The 22,620-nt window shown below is 39.8% G+C and carries 28 protein-coding genes; 14 read left to right on the top strand and 14 right to left on the bottom strand.

What is annotated here, in order from left to right; translation table 11 throughout:
- The first annotated feature begins 7 nt into the window (after positions 1-7).
- The 7 genes from QQS40_RS02575 to QQS40_RS02605 all read left to right on the top strand — a co-directional run bounded on the left by QQS40_RS02575 (position 8) and on the right by QQS40_RS02605 (position 6,488).
- A complete protein-coding gene (locus QQS40_RS02575; RefSeq protein ID WP_329505972.1) occupies positions 8-769 on the top strand; it encodes a uroporphyrinogen-III synthase in 762 nt (253 codons plus the stop codon).
- A gap of 9 nt (positions 770-778) precedes the next feature.
- Positions 779-2,077, top strand: coding sequence for a uroporphyrinogen-III C-methyltransferase (locus QQS40_RS02580; protein WP_289902411.1), 1,299 nt, complete (start codon positions 779-781; stop codon positions 2,075-2,077).
- A gap of 9 nt (positions 2,078-2,086) precedes the next feature.
- On the top strand, positions 2,087-3,373 hold the full coding sequence (locus QQS40_RS02585) for a heme biosynthesis protein HemY (RefSeq protein ID WP_289902410.1): 1,287 nt from the start codon (positions 2,087-2,089) through the stop codon (positions 3,371-3,373).
- Positions 3,374-3,546: 173 nt separating this feature from the next.
- Positions 3,547-4,206 carry an amino acid ABC transporter permease gene (locus QQS40_RS02590; protein WP_049364192.1) on the top strand — a complete coding sequence of 220 codons (660 nt, stop codon included), beginning with the start codon at positions 3,547-3,549 and terminating at the stop codon, positions 4,204-4,206.
- Positions 4,196-4,864, top strand: coding sequence for an amino acid ABC transporter permease (locus tag QQS40_RS02595; RefSeq protein ID WP_128787858.1), 669 nt, complete (start codon positions 4,196-4,198; stop codon positions 4,862-4,864). Before QQS40_RS02590 ends, QQS40_RS02595 begins: the two co-directional genes overlap by 11 nt.
- Positions 4,865-4,882: 18 nt before the next feature.
- Positions 4,883-5,647: an amino acid ABC transporter ATP-binding protein gene (locus tag QQS40_RS02600; RefSeq protein ID WP_289902408.1), complete on the top strand. Its 765-nt coding sequence runs from the start codon at positions 4,883-4,885 to the stop codon at positions 5,645-5,647.
- Positions 5,631-6,488, top strand: a complete 858-nt coding sequence (locus QQS40_RS02605) for a cysteine ABC transporter substrate-binding protein (RefSeq protein WP_054420144.1) — start codon at positions 5,631-5,633, stop codon at positions 6,486-6,488. Before QQS40_RS02600 ends, QQS40_RS02605 begins: the two co-directional genes overlap by 17 nt.
- A 54-nt stretch (positions 6,489-6,542) precedes the next feature.
- Here the strand turns inward: QQS40_RS02605 and QQS40_RS02610 are convergent, their stop codons facing one another.
- Entirely contained in the window at positions 6,543-6,941 is a 399-nt protein-coding gene (locus tag QQS40_RS02610) for a pyrimidine dimer DNA glycosylase/endonuclease V (RefSeq protein ID WP_289902407.1), read from the bottom strand.
- 157 nt (positions 6,942-7,098) lie between these two features.
- On the opposite strand from QQS40_RS02610, the gene QQS40_RS02615 reads away from it, so the two are divergent.
- Together QQS40_RS02615 and QQS40_RS02620 are read left to right on the top strand one after the other, a co-directional pair.
- Entirely contained in the window at positions 7,099-7,587 is a 489-nt protein-coding gene (locus tag QQS40_RS02615) for a YbaK/prolyl-tRNA synthetase associated domain-containing protein (RefSeq protein WP_128787861.1), read from the top strand.
- Positions 7,588-7,654: 67 nt separating this feature from the next.
- Positions 7,655-8,056 (top strand): HI_0559 family membrane protein, encoded by a 402-nt coding sequence (locus QQS40_RS02620; protein WP_297568943.1) that lies wholly within the window; start codon positions 7,655-7,657, stop codon positions 8,054-8,056.
- Here the strand turns inward: QQS40_RS02620 and tusB are convergent.
- The 5 genes from tusB to fkpA are packed head-to-tail and all read right to left on the bottom strand — an operon-like array spanning position 8,051 to position 10,530.
- Positions 8,051-8,338 carry a sulfurtransferase complex subunit TusB gene (gene tusB, locus QQS40_RS02625; RefSeq protein ID WP_128787862.1) on the bottom strand — a complete coding sequence of 96 codons (288 nt, stop codon included), beginning with the start codon at positions 8,336-8,338 and terminating at the stop codon, positions 8,051-8,053. The genes QQS40_RS02620 and tusB overlap by 6 nt on opposite strands.
- An 8-nt stretch (positions 8,339-8,346) precedes the next feature.
- The gene (gene tusC, locus QQS40_RS02630) at positions 8,347-8,706 is read right to left on the bottom strand and encodes a sulfurtransferase complex subunit TusC (RefSeq protein ID WP_049364201.1); all 360 of its coding nucleotides are present in this window, start codon (positions 8,704-8,706) and stop codon (positions 8,347-8,349) included.
- On the bottom strand, positions 8,703-9,083 hold the full coding sequence (tusD, locus tag QQS40_RS02635; RefSeq protein ID WP_128787863.1) for a sulfurtransferase complex subunit TusD: 381 nt from the start codon (positions 9,081-9,083) through the stop codon (positions 8,703-8,705). Before tusD ends, tusC begins: the two co-directional genes overlap by 4 nt.
- The gene (locus tag QQS40_RS02640) at positions 9,083-9,748 is read right to left on the bottom strand and encodes a helix-turn-helix transcriptional regulator (RefSeq protein WP_075875883.1); all 666 of its coding nucleotides are present in this window, start codon (positions 9,746-9,748) and stop codon (positions 9,083-9,085) included. The genes tusD and QQS40_RS02640 overlap by 1 nt, the downstream gene beginning before the upstream one ends.
- 59 nt (positions 9,749-9,807) lie before the next feature.
- Complete coding sequence (fkpA, locus tag QQS40_RS02645; protein ID WP_128787865.1) at positions 9,808-10,530, bottom strand: FKBP-type peptidyl-prolyl cis-trans isomerase; 723 nt, start codon at positions 10,528-10,530, stop codon at positions 9,808-9,810.
- A 94-nt stretch (positions 10,531-10,624) separates the two neighbouring features.
- On the opposite strand from fkpA, the gene QQS40_RS02650 reads away from it, so the two are divergent.
- Entirely contained in the window at positions 10,625-10,846 is a 222-nt protein-coding gene (locus tag QQS40_RS02650; RefSeq protein WP_005699194.1) for a SlyX family protein, read from the top strand.
- A gap of 48 nt (positions 10,847-10,894) precedes the next feature.
- On the opposite strand, the gene QQS40_RS02655 is transcribed toward QQS40_RS02650, so the two are convergent.
- The gene (locus QQS40_RS02655) at positions 10,895-12,118 is read right to left on the bottom strand and encodes an MFS transporter (RefSeq protein ID WP_329505980.1); all 1,224 of its coding nucleotides are present in this window, start codon (positions 12,116-12,118) and stop codon (positions 10,895-10,897) included.
- A 174-nt stretch (positions 12,119-12,292) separates the two neighbouring features.
- On the opposite strand from QQS40_RS02655, the gene QQS40_RS02660 reads away from it, so the two are divergent.
- The 4 genes from QQS40_RS02660 (at position 12,293) to QQS40_RS02675 (ending at position 15,823) form a co-directional block, all read left to right on the top strand.
- Complete coding sequence (locus QQS40_RS02660) at positions 12,293-13,003, top strand: FadR/GntR family transcriptional regulator (RefSeq protein WP_289902405.1); 711 nt, start codon at positions 12,293-12,295, stop codon at positions 13,001-13,003.
- Complete coding sequence (locus QQS40_RS02665) at positions 12,993-14,066, top strand: Gfo/Idh/MocA family protein (RefSeq protein WP_289902437.1); 1,074 nt, start codon at positions 12,993-12,995, stop codon at positions 14,064-14,066. The genes QQS40_RS02660 and QQS40_RS02665 overlap by 11 nt, the downstream gene beginning before the upstream one ends.
- Positions 14,067-14,076: 10 nt before the next feature.
- Positions 14,077-15,183: a Gfo/Idh/MocA family protein gene (locus tag QQS40_RS02670; protein ID WP_049371401.1), complete on the top strand. Its 1,107-nt coding sequence runs from the start codon at positions 14,077-14,079 to the stop codon at positions 15,181-15,183.
- 85 nt (positions 15,184-15,268) lie between these two features.
- Positions 15,269-15,823 (top strand): hypothetical protein, encoded by a 555-nt coding sequence (locus QQS40_RS02675; protein ID WP_128787868.1) that lies wholly within the window; start codon positions 15,269-15,271, stop codon positions 15,821-15,823.
- Positions 15,824-15,887: 64 nt separating this feature from the next.
- Here QQS40_RS02675 and pdxH read toward each other — a convergent pair whose 3' ends face one another.
- From pdxH to rpoE, 7 genes are all read right to left on the bottom strand, one after another.
- Positions 15,888-16,520: a pyridoxamine 5'-phosphate oxidase gene (gene pdxH, locus QQS40_RS02680; RefSeq protein ID WP_049364208.1), complete on the bottom strand. Its 633-nt coding sequence runs from the start codon at positions 16,518-16,520 to the stop codon at positions 15,888-15,890.
- Between the two features lie 66 nt (positions 16,521-16,586).
- Entirely contained in the window at positions 16,587-18,233 is a 1,647-nt protein-coding gene (locus tag QQS40_RS02685; protein WP_128787869.1) for an ABC transporter substrate-binding protein, read from the bottom strand.
- A 133-nt stretch (positions 18,234-18,366) separates the two neighbouring features.
- The gene (locus QQS40_RS02690; protein ID WP_308601825.1) at positions 18,367-19,776 is read right to left on the bottom strand and encodes an MDR family MFS transporter; all 1,410 of its coding nucleotides are present in this window, start codon (positions 19,774-19,776) and stop codon (positions 18,367-18,369) included.
- Complete coding sequence (mobB, locus tag QQS40_RS02695; RefSeq protein WP_308601826.1) at positions 19,755-20,264, bottom strand: molybdopterin-guanine dinucleotide biosynthesis protein B; 510 nt, start codon at positions 20,262-20,264, stop codon at positions 19,755-19,757. Before mobB ends, QQS40_RS02690 begins: the two co-directional genes overlap by 22 nt.
- Before the next feature lie 135 nt (positions 20,265-20,399).
- Positions 20,400-21,344 (bottom strand): sigma-E factor regulatory protein RseB, encoded by a 945-nt coding sequence (gene rseB, locus QQS40_RS02700; RefSeq protein WP_049356887.1) that lies wholly within the window; start codon positions 21,342-21,344, stop codon positions 20,400-20,402.
- Positions 21,345-21,408: 64 nt separating this feature from the next.
- Positions 21,409-21,990, bottom strand: a complete 582-nt coding sequence (locus QQS40_RS02705; RefSeq protein WP_329505986.1) for an RseA family anti-sigma factor — start codon at positions 21,988-21,990, stop codon at positions 21,409-21,411.
- A gap of 21 nt (positions 21,991-22,011) precedes the next feature.
- On the bottom strand, positions 22,012-22,587 hold the full coding sequence (gene rpoE / locus QQS40_RS02710) for an RNA polymerase sigma factor RpoE (RefSeq protein WP_014064431.1): 576 nt from the start codon (positions 22,585-22,587) through the stop codon (positions 22,012-22,014).
- Positions 22,588-22,620: the final 33 nt, after the last annotated feature.

Raw genomic sequence — 22,620 nt, forward strand, 5'->3', positions numbered from 1 at the left:
AATTACCATGGCCGTACTAGTTACTCGCCCGGATGAACGAGGAAAAGCCCTAGTTGACCAGCTGAATCAAGCCGGTGTGGTTGCCTTGCATTTGCCTTTGCTTTCTATTGAAGCGAGTGCTGAATTGGCTCAATTACCGACGAAACTTAATCAGCTAAAAAGTGGTGATTATGTGTTTTTGGTTTCAAAAAGTGCGGTCGATTTTGCGGATAAAACCCTGAAAGATATTGGCTTTAGCTGGCGTCAAGATTTACAATACTTTACAGTTGGACATAGAACGGCACAGCATTTTTCCTGTCAAACTGAATGTACTGTTCGTTATCCAATCACGTCGGAAAATACTGAAGGTGTATTAAATTTACCGCAAATGGCAGAATTAACAGATAAAAACTTGTTAATTTTACGTGGCAACGGTGGACGAGAATTATTACGCGAACAAGCAACACTACGCGGTGCAACTGTTGAGACAGTCGAATGTTACCAACGAGTACCGATTAGTTATAACAACGAAGAGCAGACCAGTATTTGTATTCGTTCCGGTGTACAAACCTTGGTGGTCACAAGCCTTGAAATTTTGCAGGCGTTAATCGAATTTGTACCTGAAAATGAACAAAGTTGGCTAAAAAATTGCTGTTTAGTCACGGTAAGTCAACGCATTGCGGATGTTGCAATACAACAAGGTTGGCATCATGTGGTGGTTTCCGCCGGTGCGGATAATCAAAGTTTACTTAATACCTTACTAAATGAAGTAACTCCCCTTTCTCACTAAGGAAAAGATATGGCGAAAGAGAAATTAACCCCAGAAACAACAGATGAAATCCAAGCAACAGATGCAGTGGAAATTCAAACTGAAGATCATGAACCTGTTGCACCTCGTACACAAACAGTTGTGAAGAAAAGTGGTACAGGATTAAGTTTATTGGCTATTCTCATTGCACTTGGCGTGGGTGGTGCAGGTTATTATTTTGGCCAACAAAAAGTGGATGAATTCCAACAAAAATTGACCGCACTTGAAGCTCAAATTAATAATAAAACAGTGGTTTCAGCACCTACTCAAGACGTAAAATTTGATACCACGCAACTTGCTCAATTAGAGTCAGCGAATAAAGCAACGCAAGACAAAATTGCACAAGTAGAAGAGCTCATCAATGCCAAATCACATGAGTTAGTTGGCTTACAATCACAAATCAATAAAGTGAGCGCGCAAGCTAATGCTCAACAACCTACTGATTGGTTATTCTCAGAAGCTGATTTCTTGCTCAACAATGCATTGCGTAAATTAGTGTTAGATAATGATGTGGACACATCGGTTTCACTCTTAAAACTCGCTGATGAAACCCTTGCGAAAGTGAACAACTCACAATCCGCGGCTATCCGTAGTGCTATCAATCAAGATCTGAAACAACTTCTCTCCGTAACTGGCGTGGATCAAAATGCGGTCATGCAAAAATTATCACAATTAGCTAATACGATTGATGAGTTACCTGTGTTGGATGTGAATTTCGGTGATGATCAAAATGCAACAAAATTATCAGATTCCCTGTCTGACTGGGCGGAAAATGCAGAAAAAAGTGCGACCTCATTCTTAAATCACTTTATCCGTATTTCACCGAAACATGGTGCGGATCGCAAAGAATTATTAGCGCCAAACCAAGATATCTACTTGCGTGAAAACATTCGTTTACGCTTACAATTAGCGATTATGGCGGTGCCTCGTCAGCAAAACGAACTTTATAAACAATCTTTAGAAGCTGTTGCATCTTGGATTCGTAGCTATTTTGATACCAATGCTGAAGTGACTCAAAATTTCTTAAAATCAGTGGATGAATTATCTGAAGTATCCATCTATGTGGATGTGCCAAGCCAATTACAAAGCTTAAGTATGCTTGATAAGTACTTAAATCGTACACCTTTAGATGTTCAAAAAGTGGAAATTGAAGCAGAAAAAGCGGTTGATAATTCACCAAGAAAAGAAGAAGTAAAACCAGCACCTGAAGCGAAAGCGGAAGAGCCAAAAGCTGAAGAAAAACCCGCTGAAGCACCAGCTGCACAACCGGCAACTGAACCCCAACAATAAGGATAGATAATGTTTAGAGTTCTCTTTTTAATGATCGCCTTACTTGCCGGATTGATTGCAGGCCCTTACCTCTCCGGTCAGCAAGGTTATGTCAGAGTTGAAACGGCAAACACCGTATATGAAATGTCACTCACCACATTAGTGATTCTCTTTGTAGTTACACTTGCAGTGATTTATTCGTTAGAGTGGTTGGTGACCCGTTTCTTCCGTTTAAGTAGCAATACCTATAACTGGTTCTCTCGCCGTAAACGCGTGAAAGCACAGCGTCAAACCCTTGAAGGCTTGATGAAAATGAATGAAGGCGATTATGCCAAAGCAGAAAAACTGATTGGTAAAAACGCAAAACATTCTGCCGAGCCAGTATTAAATCTGATTAAAGCCGCTGAGGCTGCTCAGCAACGCGGTGATGAATTCAGTGCAAACCGTTATTTAATTGAAGCGACGGAGCTTGCAGGTTCAGATAACCTGGTCGTTGAAATTGCTCGTACCCGTATTTTATTACAACAAAATAAATTACCGGCTGCGCGTAGTTCCGTCGATAGCTTACTTGAAATGTCAGATCGCAACAAAGAAGTATTAAAACTTGCTGCTGAAATTTATAGCCGTTCTAAAGCTTATCAAGCTTTAGATGAAATCTTAGATTTAATCGAAGGTTCAGGCTTATTCTCAGCAGAAGAATTTAAAGCGCTTCAACAAGAAACAGAAAATGGCTTGTTAGATGAGAAAATGAATGAAGAAGGCGTTGAAGGTCTGCTTGCTTGGTGGGAAGCTCAACCACGCCGCCGTCGCAATGACTTAGAGTTAAAAACCGCTTTAATTCAACGTTTGATTGATTGCAACGACCATGAGTCAGCTTATGAATTCACGCTTGAAATTATGAAAAAATTGGGTGATAACACTCCAATCAGCCCTGAACTTTGCACGCAAATCACTCGTTTACAAGCGGAAGATAACAGCAAACTGCTCAAGTTAGTGGAAAAACGTGCAAAACGTGCCGATGAAAGCCAACGTTGTTGCCTCAATCGTGCATTAGGCTATCTTTATGTGCGTAATAACGAGTTTGCTAAAGCAGCAGAAGCATTTAAAGAAGTGACTGCTTGCCCAACCGAACTTCAACCAAATGATGTCATGATGGCGTCTTATGTGTTTGAACAAGCTGGCGACAAAGCAGCAGCGGAAAAAATTCGTCAAGACAGTTTAAAATCAGCCATGTCTATTCAAGATAAACCTGCTGAAATACAAGATGAACCAAAAAAAGACGAAGAACCAACCGCACTTATTGCGAAACGTGATTAAAATAAACAAAGACGGGGCTGAATAAAGCTCCGTTTTTTATTCTTTCTCTCTTGCAGATCTTATTTGAAACGTATCTCTTATTACATTTCATTATAAATAATGCATTTCCATTCTTTTCTCACCGATTCAAAATTTTTTACTATATCGTTACGCAAACGATTAAATTATAAAAAATGAATTGGGATTATATTTTAAGCGTCACCCCACGTTTTATTCACGCCACGCTGATGACGCTTCATCTTGCCTTTTGGGGCATTTTATTGTCGCTAGTGATTGGTGTGATTTGTGCGGTGATTACCACCTACAAAGTCAAATCATTAACTTGGTTAGTAAAAGGCTATATTGAACTTTCTCGTAATACGCCTTTATTAATTCAAGTATTTTTTCTCTATTTTGGGCTGTCTAAAATCGGCCTAAAATTAGATGGGTTTACTTGCGGCATTATCGGCCTGGCATTTTTAGGTGGAAGCTATATGGCAGAAGCCTTTCGTGGTGGTCTGGAAGCAGTATCAAAAGGACAAATTGAATCTGCCTTAAGTATTGGTCTCACCCCTTTTCAAGCTTTTCGCTATGTGATTTTCCCGCAAGCCTTTGCGATTGCTACACCTGCAATCGGAGCAAATTGCTTGTTCTTAATGAAAGAAACCTCAGTGATCAGTGCCGTTGCCGTAGCCGAACTGATGTTTGTAGCGAAAGAAGTCATCGGGCTCGATTACAAAACCAATGAAGCCTTATTTTTATTAGTGGTGTTTTATTTGATCATTCTATTACCGATGTCTCTGTTCATCGGTCATTTAGAACGCCGTACTCGGAGAGCAAAATATGGGGCTTGAGTTATTATTCCAAGGTAGCAACATTGAACGCTTGCTTAACGGTTTATGCGTGACGGCTGAAATTGCGTTCATTTCTGTCTTCTTCGCCTGTATTTTAGGCGTGATTTTTGGCGTAATCATGACGAACAGAAACCCAATTATCAAAGCCATCTGCCGCTTTTATTTAGAATTTGTACGTATTATTCCATTATTAGCCTTACTTTTTCTCGCGTATTTTGGTTTGGCAAAATGGTTTGATATTCACTTAGATGGCATTTCTGTATGTATTTTGGTGTTTATTTTCTGGGGAACAGCAGAAATGGGGGATTTAGTGCGTGGTGCATTAACTTCCATTGAAAAACATCAAGTGGAATCAGCCTACGCTTTAGGTTTAACGCCGTTTCAAACCTTTGTGTATATTTTACTTCCACAAAGTTTAAAACGTGTGACACCAAGTGCGATTAACCTCTTTACCCGCATGGTAAAAACCAGTTCCTTGGCAATGTTAATCGGTGTAGTAGAAGTGATAAAAGTCGGTCAACAAATTATCGAGCATTCATTATTTAGTAATCAATCGGCGGCGCTTTGGATTTACGGTGTCATTTTTAGTTTATACTTTGTGATTTGTTACCCGCTATCCTTATTTTCCCGTTATTTAGAAACCCGTTGGGAAAGTTAATTTTTATTAGGAAAACACATGGCGTTATTAGAAATTAAAAACCTCGTCAAAAATTACGGTGATGTAGAAGCACTCAAATGCATTAATCTTTCTATAGAGAAAGGCGAAGTTGTCGTTATTTTAGGTCCATCGGGTTGTGGTAAAAGTACTTTTTTACGCTGCCTAAATGGATTAGAAGAAATAAAGCGCGGTCAGATTTTGCTGCAAAATGCAGGAGAGTTAGGTAAAGACATTCCTTGGGTCAAAGCACGTCAACGCATTGGGATGGTATTCCAAAGTTATGAACTCTTCGCTCATTTATCAGTGATTGACAATATTTTGCTCGGTCCTTTAAAAGTACAAAAACGCGATCGCGCAGAAGCTGAAAAACAAGCCGATGAGTTACTTAAACGTGTAGGTCTATATGACCGAAAAAATGCCTATCCGCGTGAATTATCAGGTGGGCAAAAACAGCGAATTGCTATTGTGCGTTCACTTTGCATGAACCCTGAAATTATTCTGTTCGATGAAGTCACTGCTGCCCTTGACCCTGAAATGGTACGCGAAGTACTTGATGTGATTTTAGGTCTTGCCAAAGATGGTATGACGATGCTCATCGTTACCCATGAAATGAACTTCGCCCGTCAAGTCGCTAACCGCATTGTGTTTATGGATAAAGGGCAAATCATTGAACAGGCAAAACCGGAAGATTTCTTCACGAATCCAACCACGGATCGTGCGAAAACATTCTTAAATATCTTAAATTATGAACCGAGAGGGACAAACTATGAAGAAAACATTTAAAACATTGACCGCACTTTTAGCCACTGCCACCTTAGCATTTGGCTTAACCGCGTGTAATGATAAAGAGCCCGCTAAAGACGGAGCAAAAACGGTTTCAAGCCTTGAGCAAATACAAAAAGATGGCAAAGTGCGCATTGGTGTATTTAGCGATAAACCACCATTTGGTTATGTGGATGCGCAAGGTAAAAGCCAAGGCTTTGATGTCGAAATTGGTAAAGCGATCGGTAAAGACTTATTAGGTGACGAAAACAAAGTGGAATTTGTTTTAGTGGATGCCGCAAACCGTGCTGAATACTTACTTTCTAAGAAAGTTGATATTATCTTAGCTAACTTTACTGTGACACCAGCTCGTAAAGAAGTGGTAGATTTTGCTAATCCATATATGAAAGTGGCACTCGGTGTCGTTTCAAAAGATGGCTCAGTCATTACTGATCTTGAACAATTAAAAGGAAAAACTTTAATTGTAGATAAAGGTACCACAGCTGATATTTTCTTTACCAAAAACTATCCAGATGTGAAATTATTGAAATTTGAACAAAATACAGAAACCTTTGAAGCCTTACGTGATGGTCGTGGTGATGCATTATCTAACGACAATACCTTCTTATTCGCTTGGGCAAAACAAAATCCAGGTTATACTGTGGGCGTAAAAAACTTTGGCGATCAAGATGTTATTGCACCAGCAGTTCGCAAAGACGCACCTGAATTGTTAAATTGGTTAAATAACGAAATCCAAACCTTAGGCAAAGATGGTCGTTTAAAACAAGCTTACGAAAAAACTTTATTGCCAGTTTATGGTGATACCGTCAGCGAAAGCGATATCGTGGTTGAATATAAATAATTTAACCCCATTCACTTCCCCTGTAATTTCCCCACAGGGGAAGTGAAAAACGCTTTATTTTTGATCGCTCTTTGAAAGATGTGGTGTAAATCTCGCCTTTAATGGCATTCTTTCTTGAATACGTTCACGATTAATCTGTAACGCCGCCTCTGTGGCTTCATAGTCCAACCATAAACTTGGATCATCAGGTAACGTTTCATTCCAAATATACTGCACGTTAAAGCCTCGCGCCTTACATTCCGCATGCAATGCATCATAGCGTTTCTTTAAAAACGCCAATTTATTAAAGAAAAAGCGTACATGCCCTTCACCTAACTTATATTCTGCAGGCTGTCCTTTTAAGTGATATTTACCTTTCGCCACGGCGTTAGGAATGCGGGTTAATTCACGATGCTCCGCTAAAAGATGCTGATCACAAAGCTCCTCAGGTGGAACAAGATTAATTCGAGTCATAAGAGATACCAAATAAAAAGGAACATAGTACGGGGCGTAAAGGTATTTGTCTATCTCATAATAAATACGACTCAAAAGATGAATTATTTTTCTTTGATTTTCACATGAATCAACCTTTGTTAAACTCATTAAAAATATCGCTATTGAAGGAACCCGCATGTCTGTCAAAACATTTGAAAAATTGACCGCACTTTTAGATGAGCATCAAGCACGCTATCGTGTCGTTGAACACCCCACAGCAGGAAAATCAGAAGAAGTGGCTAAAATCCGTGGTACAGAATTAGGGCAAGGGGCAAAAGCGTTAGTATGCAAAGTAAAGGGAAATGGCATAAAACAAGCGGTATTAGTGATATTGCCAGCTGATCAACAATCTGATTTAAGCAAAGTGGCGGCCTATTTAGGTGGCACGAAAGCCTCTCTTGCTAGTCCGGCAGAAGTAGATACCTTAACTGACTGTGTATTTGGTGCAATTCCGCCTTTTAGCTTTCATCCTGATTTGTTTCTAATTGCTGATCCTAGCTTACTGTCTCGTTATGATGAATTGGCATTTAATGCAGGTACGTTAGAACGCTCTATTATTCTCAATACACAAGATTATGCCTCAATCGTTCAGCCCACATTAGTGGATGTAATAAAAACCAAATAGAGAAAAGATTGGTTGTCTTTCATTTGATTGATACAATGCTTCCGTTTTTCTATTAATTGGACATCTCATGAAAAAATATCTTAAAGCATTTATTCTTTTACCGTTGATTATTCAAATTATTGGCACTGTCGCCTTAACATTCTCGAATAATGATACTGATCAAATTCAGAGCTCGGTGCTTTCTGTCTTTATTGTCGCTGCAGTGCCGACTTTTCTCATTACGCTTTGGGCGGCATTTCACCGTTATGCAAGCTACAACGTGAAAGCTATTGCATTAATTGCAGGATTAATCGGATTTAGTTACACAGTCGTGGCAGGATTCTTTTATGCCACACTCGTTAATGACATGGGATTTGGCGAATGGTTACGCGCAGGAGGATTAGAAATTACCTGCTTAATGGCTGCAGGTTTGGCACTTTATTCTGTTATGGTATTACCGCTCTTGTTACCGAAAGAACGCCCACTATAAGGCGATTTGAGGCGAATATTGAGCAGTTAAATCCACCAAATCTGCTAATGAAATTGACCGCACTTGATTGTTTTCTGGCAAAAGTGCGGTTAAATTTCTAGCTAAAATATCCTGCTCCAACACAAAACATTGCCCTTTGCATTGAGTAAACATTTCCCCATACTTCACAGCTAACAACACGCCATCTTGCCATAAAACCACCGCATCATTTTCCGTGATTTCAGTCAAATAACGTTGAAGGTCTGTCTCAGAATAATGAGCTTGAGAAAAGGTATAAAGCATAATATTCCTTAAAACGTAAACACTTTTTCTGCTTGGCTAAGTTTCTTGATCAACGAAGTGCGGTCAATTTTTTCAGCAGAAATAATGAGTTGTTCTGTTTGCAAATTGTATTGGTCGAGCGAATCGGCACAGACAAAGCGCTGTTCAATATCGTATAAATCTAATAATTTAAAGGTACGAATAAAATCTTTTTGTAACAATAACTCAGGATTTTGCCCATCGAGTAAATTTAATACGCCATCATCGATAAAAAAGACACCAATTTCCTCTTCATCACAAAATGCTGTCGCAGCAAGCAAAGCATCTAAACCTTCACGAGAAATCGCGTTTCCATGCGGTGCGGTACGAAATAAGAATGCTAGCTTCACAATGTCACCACCCGATCCGCTTTTAATGCCATCGCCATAAACTCGCCTAAGCCTGTAATCTCAAAACCTTCTGCAAGATTCGTATGATCCGTATCTTTTGCCGTAAGCGCATCCACTACGCCACGACGTTGTGAAGCCGCCACACATAAATGCAAAGGGATATGATGCTGCGCTGAAAAGGCTTGCCAAGCTTGCGTGAGATTAAATTCATCATTGGCAGGATAAACCAAGCCATTGCCATTACTCACACCGTCTTGGAAAAAGAAAATTTGGCTAATGGCATGCCCTTTTTCGAGTAACGCTTGGGCAAATTGATAGGCAAGAAAAGCCCCTTGTTTTCCATAAACGGGACTTTTCACGGCGAGAACATAGTTCATTATTCTTGCTCTTGTTTGATTTGACGAATATACAAATACACGGTGTGGCGAGAAATCGCGAGGCGATCAGCCACTAAATTGATCGCATCTTTAATATCAAAAATGCCTTTTTCGTAAAGTGAAATCACAATCTGACGGTTCTTATTATTATTCGAAACCGAGCGATCTGCATTCACTTCTTCAATGGTTTTTTCTACCGTTTGTGCCACCAATTCTTCCACTGAACTTGCAAAATTGACGGAAGAGGTTTCATTTTGTTCCTGCGTTGGCATAAAGGCCTGCATAAATTGAGAAACCGGCACATCCAAATTAATATTGATACAAAGTAAACCAATAATGCGTTGTTTGCTATTTCGAATGGCGATAGTCACAGACTTCATCAACACATTGCCCTTCGCACGCGTGAAATAAGGCTTAGACACACTCTCACTTTGCATATTACGCAAGGATTTCAAGGCTAAATCCGTAATCGGTGAACCCACTTGGCGATTGGTATTATGCCCGTTGGCAATACAAATGGCAGAATGCTCAATATCTTCCAAAGAGTGTAATACGATTTCACAATGCTCGCCAATCAACGCGCTCACGCCATCAACTACTGCTTTATAGGAAATCAGAATAGCACGATCTTCATCGGTGAAAGGTTGTCTATCGGTTAGTATCATTTTTCAAATCTGGTAGGGAAAATGACCGCACTTTGGACAAAGTGCGGTTAAATTAAGGCTTATTTTTTAGGATTAACGTCTAATACTTCAACGTCGAAGTAAAGCGTTGCATCAGGTGGAATTGAATCGCCTGCACCTTGTTTGCCATAAGCTAATTCAGGTGGAATCACTAATTCGATTTTACCGCCTTTCTTCACTAACTGAAGGCCTTCAGTCCAACCTTTAATCACTTGGTTTAATTTAAACTCAACCGGTTGACCACGTTCAACAGAGCTATCAAATACTTTACCATCTGGTAATTTACCGGTGTAATGTACTTTCACAGTATCTGTTGCTTTAATCGCATCACCTTTACCTGCTTCAGTGATTTTGTAAAGTAAGCCATCTTTGGTACTTTTCACGCCATCTTTTTTCGAAAATTCAGCGCGGTATTTATCACCTTCTTCTTTTGCGGCTTTCGCTTGTTGTTCTACTTTTGCTTTAGCAGCAGACACTAATTGCTCTTGAATGCCATCTAAGGTCTTTTGAATTTTTTCGTCTTTACGAACATCAACTTTACCTTCTAATGCATCTTTTAAGCCATCTAAAATACGCGCATTGTCGTATTGAATGACTTCTTTTTGAGCATCCACTAAATCTTTTACTTGGTTACCCATTAACGCACCCACAGCATAAGACGCATCACTTGCGCTTGGCGCGGCTTTATCTTCTGCAAAAACAGAACCTGAAACGACCGCACTTACCATAAGTGCAGCAAGAGAAAGCTTTTGAATTTTCAACATTTTGCTTGATCCTTTATAATAGAAACGGAATAGTGAATAGGTTAAATCGGATTGACCAAATTCACAACATTTTTTTAGAAATTAGAGAAATTTTATGCAAAATCAACAAATTTTAGAAGATCGCATCGCTGAACTTGAAATGAAAATTGCTTTTCAAGAACAACTTTTAGACGAACTCAATCAAGCATTAGTTCAACAACAGTTTGATATGGATAAAATTCAACTTCAACTCCGCTATCTCGCCGGCAAATTAAAAGATATGCAACCTTCTAATATTGCTAGCCAAGCAGAAGAAACGCCGCCTCCGCATTATTAAACAACAAACCGCACCTAAAAGTGCGGTCTGTTTTGCTTTCGTTTTTTATTATTGCATACGAGCTTGAATACGTTCTGGCAATCTTAATCCAACGAGAGCAACAAGGACAATTGTCCAGAATAAGGTCACATACACAAGGGCTGAACCCAGTCCTACTCTTTCGCTAAGTGCGGCGGCAATCACAGGAGACACCCCTCCACCGATCGCAGCGAAGTTATAGATGAAACCGATACCTGTGCTTCGCATTTCAGCCGGGAAGAAAGTCGCCATATATTTTGGTACTAAACCGGCAATCCCTAAGTTAGTTGCAAGTAAGAAGAAGAGCAATGCACCAAGGGCTAACACATTATTTTCTGGCAAATAGAATACTGGGAAGAGGAAGAAAAGTGATAACAATAAGCTATATACAAAGGTTTTCTTCTCACCCAATTTATCACCGATAAAGCCTGCAATTAAGGTACCGATGAGGATACCAAAGCCTGCCCAGAACATCAGTGATTTCACATTTTCAGCATAGCCGTTTTCTTTGAGGTAAAGTGGAAGCAAGCCTACTACCGGCCAGTTTACGGAGAAAATTGAATAACAAACTAAGAAAATAATTAAGGTAATTGGTAATTGTTTTTTAGTAAATAGGTCAGTAAGTGGCACTTTATTCACTTTACCCGCAGCTTTCGCTTGCGCCCATTCTTCACTTTCAGGTGCATGGCGACGAACATAGAGTACTAAAGCAACCGGAGCTAAACCAATAAAGAAAGCCATACGCCAACCATAAGTTTGAGATACCCAAGGAATCACTTGAGAGGCAAGAATATTACCAATGGAAAAGCCACTCACTAAGAATGCGCTGGCTTTTGTACGTAAATGTTGTGGCCAGCTTTCAATGGCATAAGAGGAAGAACACGCATATTCACCTGCCATCCCCATACCGATAATCATACGGAAGATGAAAAGCCAAATATAACTGGTGGATAAGCCGCACAAGAATGTGCCAACGGAATACGTGATAATGGAAACAATCATCGCCAAACGACGACCATATTTATCGGCAAAACTACCAAAAATCGCCCCACCTAATGGACGTGCGACGAAGGCCGCAAGTAATAGTGTGGATGTTTCCGTTGTGCTCATGGCGAATTCCTTTTGAATATCCAAAAGCACATAAGTGATAAGCATATAATCGAAGCCATCAAAAACATAACCTAACCAAGCCGCAAATAACGCTTTTTTTTGCGTAGGACTGACTTCTTTATACCATGGTAGTGATGTTGTCATAACAACCTCCTTTCCTTGTATTTGAGAATTTTGTGGTTTAGATCACAGAATTTAAAATCACTGCTAATTTCTGCTTGCATAACCAAAGATAAGACGTATGATGTCTTATGTCAATTGGAGAGAATGAGAGCTGGATCACAAATTCAGAAAATAGATTAGAAAATGAGAACAGAAATGAAAAAAACAAGTAAAAAAGAAGCAAGTCTCGTTTTGCAGGATAAAATCAAATCGCTCATCATTAAACAAAATCTCAAATCTGGCGATTTGATGCCAACAGAAAATGAACTGATTGAACAACTTGGTGTAAGCCGTTCCAGTTTACGTGAAGCCATTAAATCTTTAGAGGCGCTACACATTTTAGACATTCGCCATGGTGTTGGTACCTTTGTGAGTGAATCCTCTCTTGTACCAATGATTCGTGGATTAAGTTTTCACACTCAACTGAATTTGCATAATGATCATAATCAGCTGATTAATATTTTGGATATTCGGGAAATTTTAGAATACGGTTTTGCCCCGATGGTGTTGGGAAAAATTAGCCAAGAACAGACCGTACTTTTGCAAAAATCAGTGGCCAACATGGAAAAAAATGCCCGTGAACAAAAATTTTCCCCTAAAGATGAATACCACATTCATTTAAAACTTTATGAACCATTAAATAACCCATTACTGATTCAATATTTAGATGCGTTTTGGCAAATTTATCAGCAAGTAGAAAAAAGCTTACCACCACCAATACTTTCTCCTGAAAAATTAGCTATGCAACACCGTGAATTAATTGATGCCGTGGAAGCACATGATTTGGTACGGATGCAACGCGCGATCTTGCAATATTTCCAAAGTATTCGCCAACGCTTACAACAAGGAGGGCATGATGCAAACTAATGGATTAAACATCGCCTTAATCGGCTGCGGCTTTTTTGGCGTTCAGTTGGCTTCAGCATTTGATAAAGCCCAAGCAAACTTAATTGCAGTGGCCGATATCAACCCTTCTCTGGCACAAAAACTCGCAGACCAATACGGCAGCCAAGCCTTTTTTAGTGAGGAAGAAATGTTGGCTAAAACTAAACCGGATTTAGTGGTCATTGCCACACCAAACTATGCCCATTATTCCCCCGCTATCTTAGCGTTAAATGCAGGCTGTCATGTCTTTATTGAAACGCCTTTTACCTTAAGCTCTTCTCAAGGCCAACATTTACGCCGTCTTGCTGAAGAAAAAGGTAAAGTCATTTTTGTGGGCCATTTGGAACGTACGTTACCTGGCATGTTAAAAGTCAAAGCGGCTTTAGAACAAGGAAAATTAGGTCGCATTACAGTAGCACGTGCTATGCGTCAGCGTTGGATTGAAAACCTACCAAACAAAGAATGGTGGAAATTAGATGCCAATCTTACGGGTGGTGAGCTTTTCCACCTCATTCATGAACTGGATTTACTCTGTTGGTTATTAGGCGATATTGAGGCGGTCTTTGCTCAAGCCGCTAATCAAGCGCATCACGATACGCCAGACAGCCGTGATGTGTTGCAACTGTTACTACGTTTTGAAAATGGCGTGTTAGGTTCGCTCGAAATGGGTACCGCTTATCGATTACACCAATGGGGCATTCAAATTCATGGTGAAAACGGTGTGATTGAAGTCAATTTCTTTACCTCAAGTGTCACATTTAATTATCTAGATGGAAAAATAGAACACGTTGATTTATTTGATGAATTTGAGGCTGATTTATCTTTACGCGAAAGTGCAAAAGGCACTCAGCAATATAATGTCACCCACGCACCCTGCCAACTTTGGTTAAGCCGAGCGGCTGAAATCGAAGTGCAAAGCGTGGTAGAGCACTTAACGCAAGGAAAAACCAGCCCATTAAGTCTATGTTTAACTGAAGCCATCGAAGTTGCAGAAGCAGCGAAGCAATCCATGGTAACGGAAAAACAAATCTCAGTGAAAAAATAAGGAGTTTATTATGATGCGATATGGTGTTGTTGGCGTTGGCTATTTTGGTGCAGATTTAGCCCGTTTCATGAATGAATTTGATGATGCACAAATTACCGTAGTATATGACCCTGAAAATGGTGAAACCATTGCTCAAGAATTACAATGCGTAGCGGCAAAATCTCTTGAAGAATTAGTCACTTCACCTGATGTGGATTGCGTAATTGTCGCCACCCCAAACTACTTACACAAAGAACCGGTCATCCTTGCAGCAAAAAACAAAAAACATGTTTTCTGTGAAAAACCTATTGCCTTAAGTTATCAAGACTGTGATGACATGGTGCGTGCTTGCGAAGAAAATGGCGTCACTTTTATGGCTGGTCATGTGATGAACTTCTTTAACGGTGTTCACCATGCCAAAGAATTAATCAATCAAGGTGTGATTGGTAAAGTGCTTTATTGTCATACTGCACGTAATGGCTGGGAAGAACAACAACCAACCATTTCATGGAAAAAAATCCGTGAAAAATCTGGCGGTCACTTATACCACCATATTCACGAATTAGACTGCGTACAATTCATTATGGGTGGTATGCCAAAAACCGTTACCATGGCAGCTGCCAATGTTGCCCACAAAGGCGAAAAATTCGGGGATGAAGATGATATGATTTTTGTCACCATGGAATATGATGACAATCGCTTCGCTGTTCTCGAATGGGGTTCGGCTTTCCGTTGGGGGGAACATTATGTATTAATTCAAGGGGAAAAAGGTGCGATCAAACTGGATATGTACAATACCAAAGGCACCCTTCGTGTGGATGGAAAAGACACTTATTTCCTCATTCACGAAACCCAAGAAGAAGATGATGACCGTACCCGTATTTACAACAGCACAGAAATGGACGGCGCGATTCAATACGGTAAACCGGGCAAACGCACACCACTCTGGTTGAGTTCTATCATGAAAAAAGAAATGCGTTATTTAAACGACATTCTGCATGGTATGGAACCAACTGAGGAATTTGTAAAATTACTCACCGGTGAAGCAGCCCGAGCTGCCATCGCCACTGCCGATGCGTGTACCCGTTCTCGTTACGAAAACCGCAAAGTTGATTTATCAGAAATCATCGGTAAATAAAAACAATGTAAAAAAACAACCGCACTTTGGTTGAGGAATCAAAGTGCGGTACTTATTGCTTGCTAATAGGAGGAATAATAACATCATGGATAATAAAACGTGGCTAGATTTTTTAACAGCTTTTGGTTCTATTGCAACTCCAATTCTAGTTTTATTCCTTACTGGAGCAGGCTGGAAAATTAGACAATCAATTGAACATAAAACAAAACTAGAAGAAAAACTAAGAGATGACCGGATAGAAATTTATCATCAAATACTTGAACCCTATATTATAATGTTAATGCCTGATGAAGCTTGGAACTTAGATCCACAAAATAAAGAGAAAGATAAATATATGGAAGCGACAATGAAGTTACTCTCCCTAGAATATAGAAAATTATCATTTAGGCTATCTTTAATTGGATCTGATAATGTAGTTAGAGCATTCAATAACTTATATCAATATTTCTATAAGAATGCTGAAAACTCCGAATCTACCATACAATCAAATCCTACTGATAAAGCAAAAGAAATGATGTCACTCATTGGATTATTATTGTTAGAAATACGGAGAAGTATGGGAAATGAAGAAACCCAATTAAATGAATGGGATATGTTGGAATGGTTTATTACTGATGCAAGAAAAATGAAAGAAAAATAAAATCAGTTTTTATAAAATACCAAAAACCACCAACTATCTAAAAGTATGGTGGTTTTCAAATATATTACGGCGATAACCGCTCTATTTCCCATTTTCCATCATTGAATAAATAACAAATTCGGTCATGCAGTCTACTTGGGCGACCTTGCCAGAATTCGATACGATCAGGAATCACAAGATAACCGCCCCAATGTGGTGGGCGTGGGACGTTTAATGGGTGTTTTGCTGCAATCAGAGCAGCTTTTGCTAATAAAGATTTGTGGCTAGAAATGACCGCACTTTGCTCGCTGGCCCAAGCGCCAATTCGGCTGGTGTAAGGGCGAGTCGCAAAATATTCATCTGATTGTTCAGGCGAGATTTTTTCGGCTTTGCCCTCAATACGCACAGAACGTTCTAATTCAGGCCAAAAGAATGTCAGGGCAACGAAAGGATTATGTTCTATGGCACGACCTTTTCGGCTGTGATAATTCGTGAAAAAGACAAAGCCTTGTTCGTTCACTTCTTTTAACAGTACCATTCGACTTGTTGGACGACCGTCTTCATTGACCGTCGCAACATTAACACCTGTCGGCTCATTGACTTTAGCCGTAATCGCTTCGTTGAGCCATTTTTCAAATTGTTTTATTGGATTGGGATCGCAATCATGCTGAGAAAGCGCCTGTTTGCAATAATCCTCACGAATATCATGTAAGTCCATTTTCTTTCTCCTTTTGCTTGAAAACAAAAAGCCCTTGCAACTGCAAGGGCTAGTATAGTCCGTTAATTATTTACTATCAACACTCACGCCATAAAACGCATCGTAGCCGAATGGGCTTTGTACGTAACCTTTTACGCGAGGGCTAAGTGGTGCAAAACCAACTGAGTGTGCAACTGGAATCCATGGCGCTTGCTCATGGAAAATCACTTGTGCTTTTTTATAAAGTGCCGCACGCTCATCTTTATTGGTTAAGCCAATCGCTTTATCTAATAAGGCATCAAATTCTGCATTTTTGAAACGAGCAAAGTTTGAGTTGCCAGCGTTAGCACTTGCAAGTAACGGAGAAAGGAAGTTATCCGGATCACCGTTATCGCCTGACCAACCAAAGATACCCGCCGTTAATTCACCTGCTTTAGCACGTTTTTGATAGTCAGCCCATTCAAACGTGACTGGATTTGCTTTTACGCCCACTTTCGCCCAGTCTGCCATCACAAGTTCAGCCATACGTTTTGGATTTGGGTTAGACGCACGTACCACCGGTTGAATCCAGAAGTCCGTTTCAAAACCGTTTGGATAACCTGCTTCTGCTAAAAGCTGTTTCGCTTTCTCTGGATCATACGGATAATCTTGGATTTCATCGTTATAACTCCAAATTGTTGGCGGTAGTGGGTTTTTCGCTGCAGTGCCCGCACCTTGATAAACCGCTTCAATAATTGCTTTTTTGTCCACCGCATAGTTCAATGCTTGGCGCACTTTCACGTTATCAAATGGCGCTTTCTCTGTATTGAATGCGATATATGCCACGTTCAAACCTTTTTGTTCCAAAAGTTGTACTTTCGGATCAGTTTTCATCTTGGCTAAATCCGCCACGTTCGGGAAGAGAATTAAATCACAAGAACCCGCTTGTAACTTCGCATAACGCGTCGTCGCATCTGGTACGATACTGATCACTAAACGATCAAGCGGTGTACGACCTTTCCAATAGGTTTCATTCGCTACGTATTGTGCCGCTTGGTCAGTTTTGTAATCCACAAAAATAAACGGACCTGTACCCACTGGTTTGTTATCAATCGTTTCTGGTTTACCCGCTTTCAGCATCGCATCTGCATATTCAGCGGAATAAATAGAGATAAAGTCCATTCCCAAGCTTGCTAAGAAAGTCGCATCTTTTTTATTCAAGGTGATACGAACGGTGTTGTCATCCACTTTCTCAACTGATTTTAATAAATCTGGGAATTTCATCGCTTTGAAATATGGATAAGTCCCTTTCGATACGTTGTGATAAGGGTGGTTAGGATCTAACTGACGTTGGAAAGAAAAGATCACATCATCCGCATTAAAATCACGTGTTGGCGTAAATTCTTTTGTCGTATGGAACTTCACTCCTTTACGTAAATGGAACGTATAAGTTAAACCATCGTCACTGATGTCCCAGCTTTCAGCCAAGGCTGGCTCAAGGTCAGTTGAACCTTTTTTAAATTCAACCAAACGGTTATACACTTGTTGTGAACTCGCATTGTAGGATGTGCCTTCCATTACCAATGCCGGGCTAAAGCCAAGTGGTGCTTTTGCCGTACAGTACACAAACGTGTTATTGCCCGAAGGTTTTGCTGTTTCTGCTTTCGTACTTTCTTTTGCAGCAGAACCAGATTGATCACAAGCCGCTAAAAACAAACTCGCTGCAATAAGAGTTAAGGTCGCTTTTAATTTCATTAGTTGTCCTTCTTTAATCGGGTCAGATACCCAAATATGAATATAAAATTTTACTTAAGATATAAGCAAATCAAACTTTTACGAAATAAGAAAAAGATCTTTCTTATAACAAATTAAACTAAGGTATTCAATATCATCGTTTTTTCCGCAAATGATCCCCGTCTGTTTTGTGCAAATAGCTCAATATCCAAACTAATGCGATCGCAAAAACAGAAGTGGTCAGAAACGTGTAACTGAAAGCATGTTGTAATGCTTCACCTTCGTTACCAATTAATTGACGGTATAACGTTAAAATAATAGATGCTACGGCGATACCAAAACCAATACCCACTTGTTGCACAATGCTCAATACCGTCGAGCCTACACCGCCTTGTTCCTGTGATAGATCCCCGACCGTGAGTGTATTAATTGAGGTAAAAATCATCGACATACAGGCACCATACCACATCAGATTACATATAATCCATATCGTTGATGATGAGGAATCAAGCCATGACATAGAAACCGTTGAGCCAGCCATTAAAACTGACGATAAAATTAATGTCGTTTTATAACCTAGCCTATTTAAAATACGCCCAATAAAGCGTTTAAATACGACGGACATTAGCGCAATAGGTGCAAGCAACCAGCCTGACACTTCAGCTGAATAACCAAAGGAAAGTTGGAACATTAATGGCAATAAGAATGGCACAGCCGAACCGGAAAGACGGATAAAAATATTGGCTGTAATGCCTAATCGGAATGTTCTTGTATTGAAAAGAGATAACGGCAAAATGGCACGATCATTACCCTTCGCATAAAAATAATAAGCCATCAATAATGCCATGCCAATCGCTAATGCACTGTACGTGGTTATGCGATCACTATGACTTTCACCGAGTAAATCAAGCCCGAGCGTTAAACCCACTAAACCAAATGCAAAGAGTAAAAAGCCCGTCCAGTCTAACTTATTCGCATTACCCTTATGATTGCCCATCACTTTAGCCGCCGTCCAAAAGCCTAACATACCAATAGGAATATTGATTAAGAAAATCCAATGCCATGAGGTATGCACCACAAGCCAACCACCTAAAATCGGGCCAAGAATCGGACCAATGAGTCCTGCTGTCGCCATTAAATTCCAGGCATTAATTAATTGATTTTTCGGTACGGTTTGAATAATCGCAAGGCGAGCGACAGGCATCATAAATGCCCCGCCAATACCTTGGATAATTCGTGCGAGCACAAGGGTTTCAAGAGAGATTGACATCGCACAAGCTACCGAGCCGAATACAAAGGTAAAAACAGCAGAACGGAAAACAGTGAGCGTACCGAATTTCGCTGCCGCCCAAGCAGTTAAAGGAATAAATAAGGCAACGGCAAGAGAATAGGCGATAATCGCCATTTGCATTTCAAAGACAGGGGTTTGAAGATCTGTTGCAATAGTTGGTAAGGCAGTATTTAAAATAGTCGCATCCAAGCTTTGCATAAACAAAGCCATGGAGGCCACCCAAGCCAGCCCTTTATAGTGCTGACGTTCTATTACTGCGTCTTTTTCCACCATTGATAAATAAACTCAACGATCTGTTCAATGTGATTAATATCTAATAAAGTGCGGTCAGTTTCAAGAGAATAATTCGTTGCTAAAGCCAACACGTTTTCATCTAATTCCGGCAAAGGTTTTATCATCTCTTGTCGATGCAACAGAATCTTTGGAATAGGTTCTTGTTTAAAGCCTTCCACCAAAACCAAATCTGTTAAATGACGATCAAATTGTTGGCTTAAATAGGCTAATGAAACCGGCTCTTGAGGCGTTTCTGTCATTAATGCCCAACGAGTATCACATGCCATAATAACTTGTGCAGAACCCGCCTCTTTCATTCGCCAACTATCTTTGCCCTCTTTATCCACCTGAGCGTTGTGATGGCTGTGTTTAATCACTGAAACATGTAGGCCTTTTTTAATTAATTGAGGAAGCAATTTTTCCAGCAATGTGGTTTTGCCACTACCGCTGTAACCCGTAATACCAAGAAGAGGAAGGGGATTATTCATTGTAAAAACCTTAAGAAAAATGACCGCACTTGATAAAACAAAACCCCGCAGGACGGGGTTTAGCTATCAAAATCCATTAGGTGAAGAAAGTATAGCAAGGGGAAACAAAATAGCAACTTTCTTACGTCTACTGAATTATTTTAGGAATGTCACGCCTTGTACAATTTGCTTAGCCGTAGCGATTGGAAGCTGACCAATAAACGTAATTTCTTTATCACCTATTACTTTACTATAAATCGTGTAAGCGCCCTGTCTCCACGTATTTTCTTTTGCTGCAATACGATCTGCTTTATTAACATATAATGTAAAAGTAAAAAGCCCATCACTAAATAACGCATTTTCAATCACTTCTTCATTCATAGAATCTTGATTCTGACTCACCAACTCAAATCCTTGTGGTAACCAATCAGGTTTCCAATTTATTCTAAAGGATGATTCCTGCTTACTTTCATGTAAAAACGGAGGAGTGGAAACTTTATTAAGGTAATCGGTTAAACCACGTAAACGATTATCAATATACAAGGTGACAACACGAAATTGATCTAGTAAATTTCCTTCTCTATCCAACATATCTGCACGTAATAATAATCCATTATCTTCATCTAAAAAAACAAGATATTGATAGCGAAAATCATCTTTAGGCACAATACGAATTGTATCGACAAATCGGCCTGCAATTCGGTCTTTTCCAAGCTTAATAAAATCATAATACTGATTGAGTTTATTAAAATCAGTACGAATAACGGCAGGAAGCGCATCAACAATATATCCACTATTAATCGTAAACGCTTGGGAGCCAGGTTGAAAATAGCTAACTAAATTATCCCGTTGGATAATTTCTTGCTGTTCCCCATCGAGAGTGACTAGCTGAGCATAGACTTTTTGCTCTTGTTTAATATGACGATAACGAAACGAATCCATATTGGTTGGCGATGTTTGTACAAAAGCAACTTCATAATTTAAATCGCTCATAGCTTGTGACATCTTATTTAATGCCTGAAGAGAATCTTCAGCTAATACCGCAAAAGGCAATAAGCATAAGCTCAAAAGAGTCGTCAATTGAGAAGACATTTTCTTCATAAATAAACCTATCCATAAAAAAATTCACCACGCCTAAGGTGGTGAATTCAATTCATTGCAACAACTATTTAGCTTGATTACTACCTACATTTAAACTATCTGCATGAATGCGACGCTGTAATTCATAGTTTTGTAACATCGTACCAATACGGCGATTTTTTTGCTCAACCTGTTCCGAAGTCGCTACATCTTTGGTCGGAGCGTTGTAACTTACTTCTTGAACAGAATTGTTAAATGGTAAGGTTTGTAAAACTGGGTTTTCAGGTGTAACCGAGGTGCTTTTTGCATTGAATGATTGCACACCTACTACTGCCACTAAACACACACCTGCCGCCACGGCAATTTGTGTCATTGGTGCAAAGAATGCTTTTAATTTTTGCACGAATGGTAAGCTGTCAGCTTCTTCTGGTGTTGGTTGAGAAACAGTAATCTCTACGTGTTTTACTTCTTCTAATTCAATTAAGTCCGCCATTTTCGCCGTAAAATCAGCACCTAATAACACTGGTGACTCTTTACGCATAACCGATCTTACTGTGTGATATGCCGCCCAAGATTCTTGTGAATCTTTATCCTGACAGAGTTGTTCCGTCAACTCGGCACTGACTTCTTCTCCATCCATGTAGGCTGAAAGTAACTCTTTTTGCATTTTATAAACTCCGACTTTATTTTAACGTTGCATAAGCGGTTGTATTTTGTTCTCAATCACTTCCCGAGCGCGGAAAATGCGAGAACGTACAGTGCCTACTGGGCAATCCATTATTTCTGCGATTTCTTCGTAACTTAACCCTTCAAGCTCGCGCAAGGTAATCGCAGTTCTTAAATCTTCTGGCAAACTGTGAATAGTATCAAACACCACTTTTTCTAATTCGCTAGATAACATTTCGTTTTCAGGGGTATCTACATCACGTAGATGAGTTCCCACATCGTAGCTTTCGGCATCTTCAGCCAAAATATCTTCGCTCGGTGGACGGCGCCCCTGTGCCGTTAAGTAATTCTTTGCCGTATTAACGGCAATTCGATATAGCCAAGTGTAGAATGCACTATCGCCCCGAAAGGATTCAATGGAACGATAGGCCTTAATAAAGGATTCTTGTACAACATCTGGAATGTCGTTATGAGAAATGTAGCGGGTTAAAAGTCCGGCTACTTTATTTTGATAACGAGAAACCAATAAATTAAAGGCTTTTTTATCGCCTTGCTGCACTCTTTCTACCAAAGCCTGATCTGTTAGCTGTTCAGCCATATATCTCCTATGCTACGTCTAACACGCCTTCAT

Origin of the sequence: Haemophilus parainfluenzae, assembly GCF_036288925.1 — a bacterium.
Lineage (GTDB): Bacteria > Pseudomonadota > Gammaproteobacteria > Enterobacterales > Pasteurellaceae > Haemophilus_D.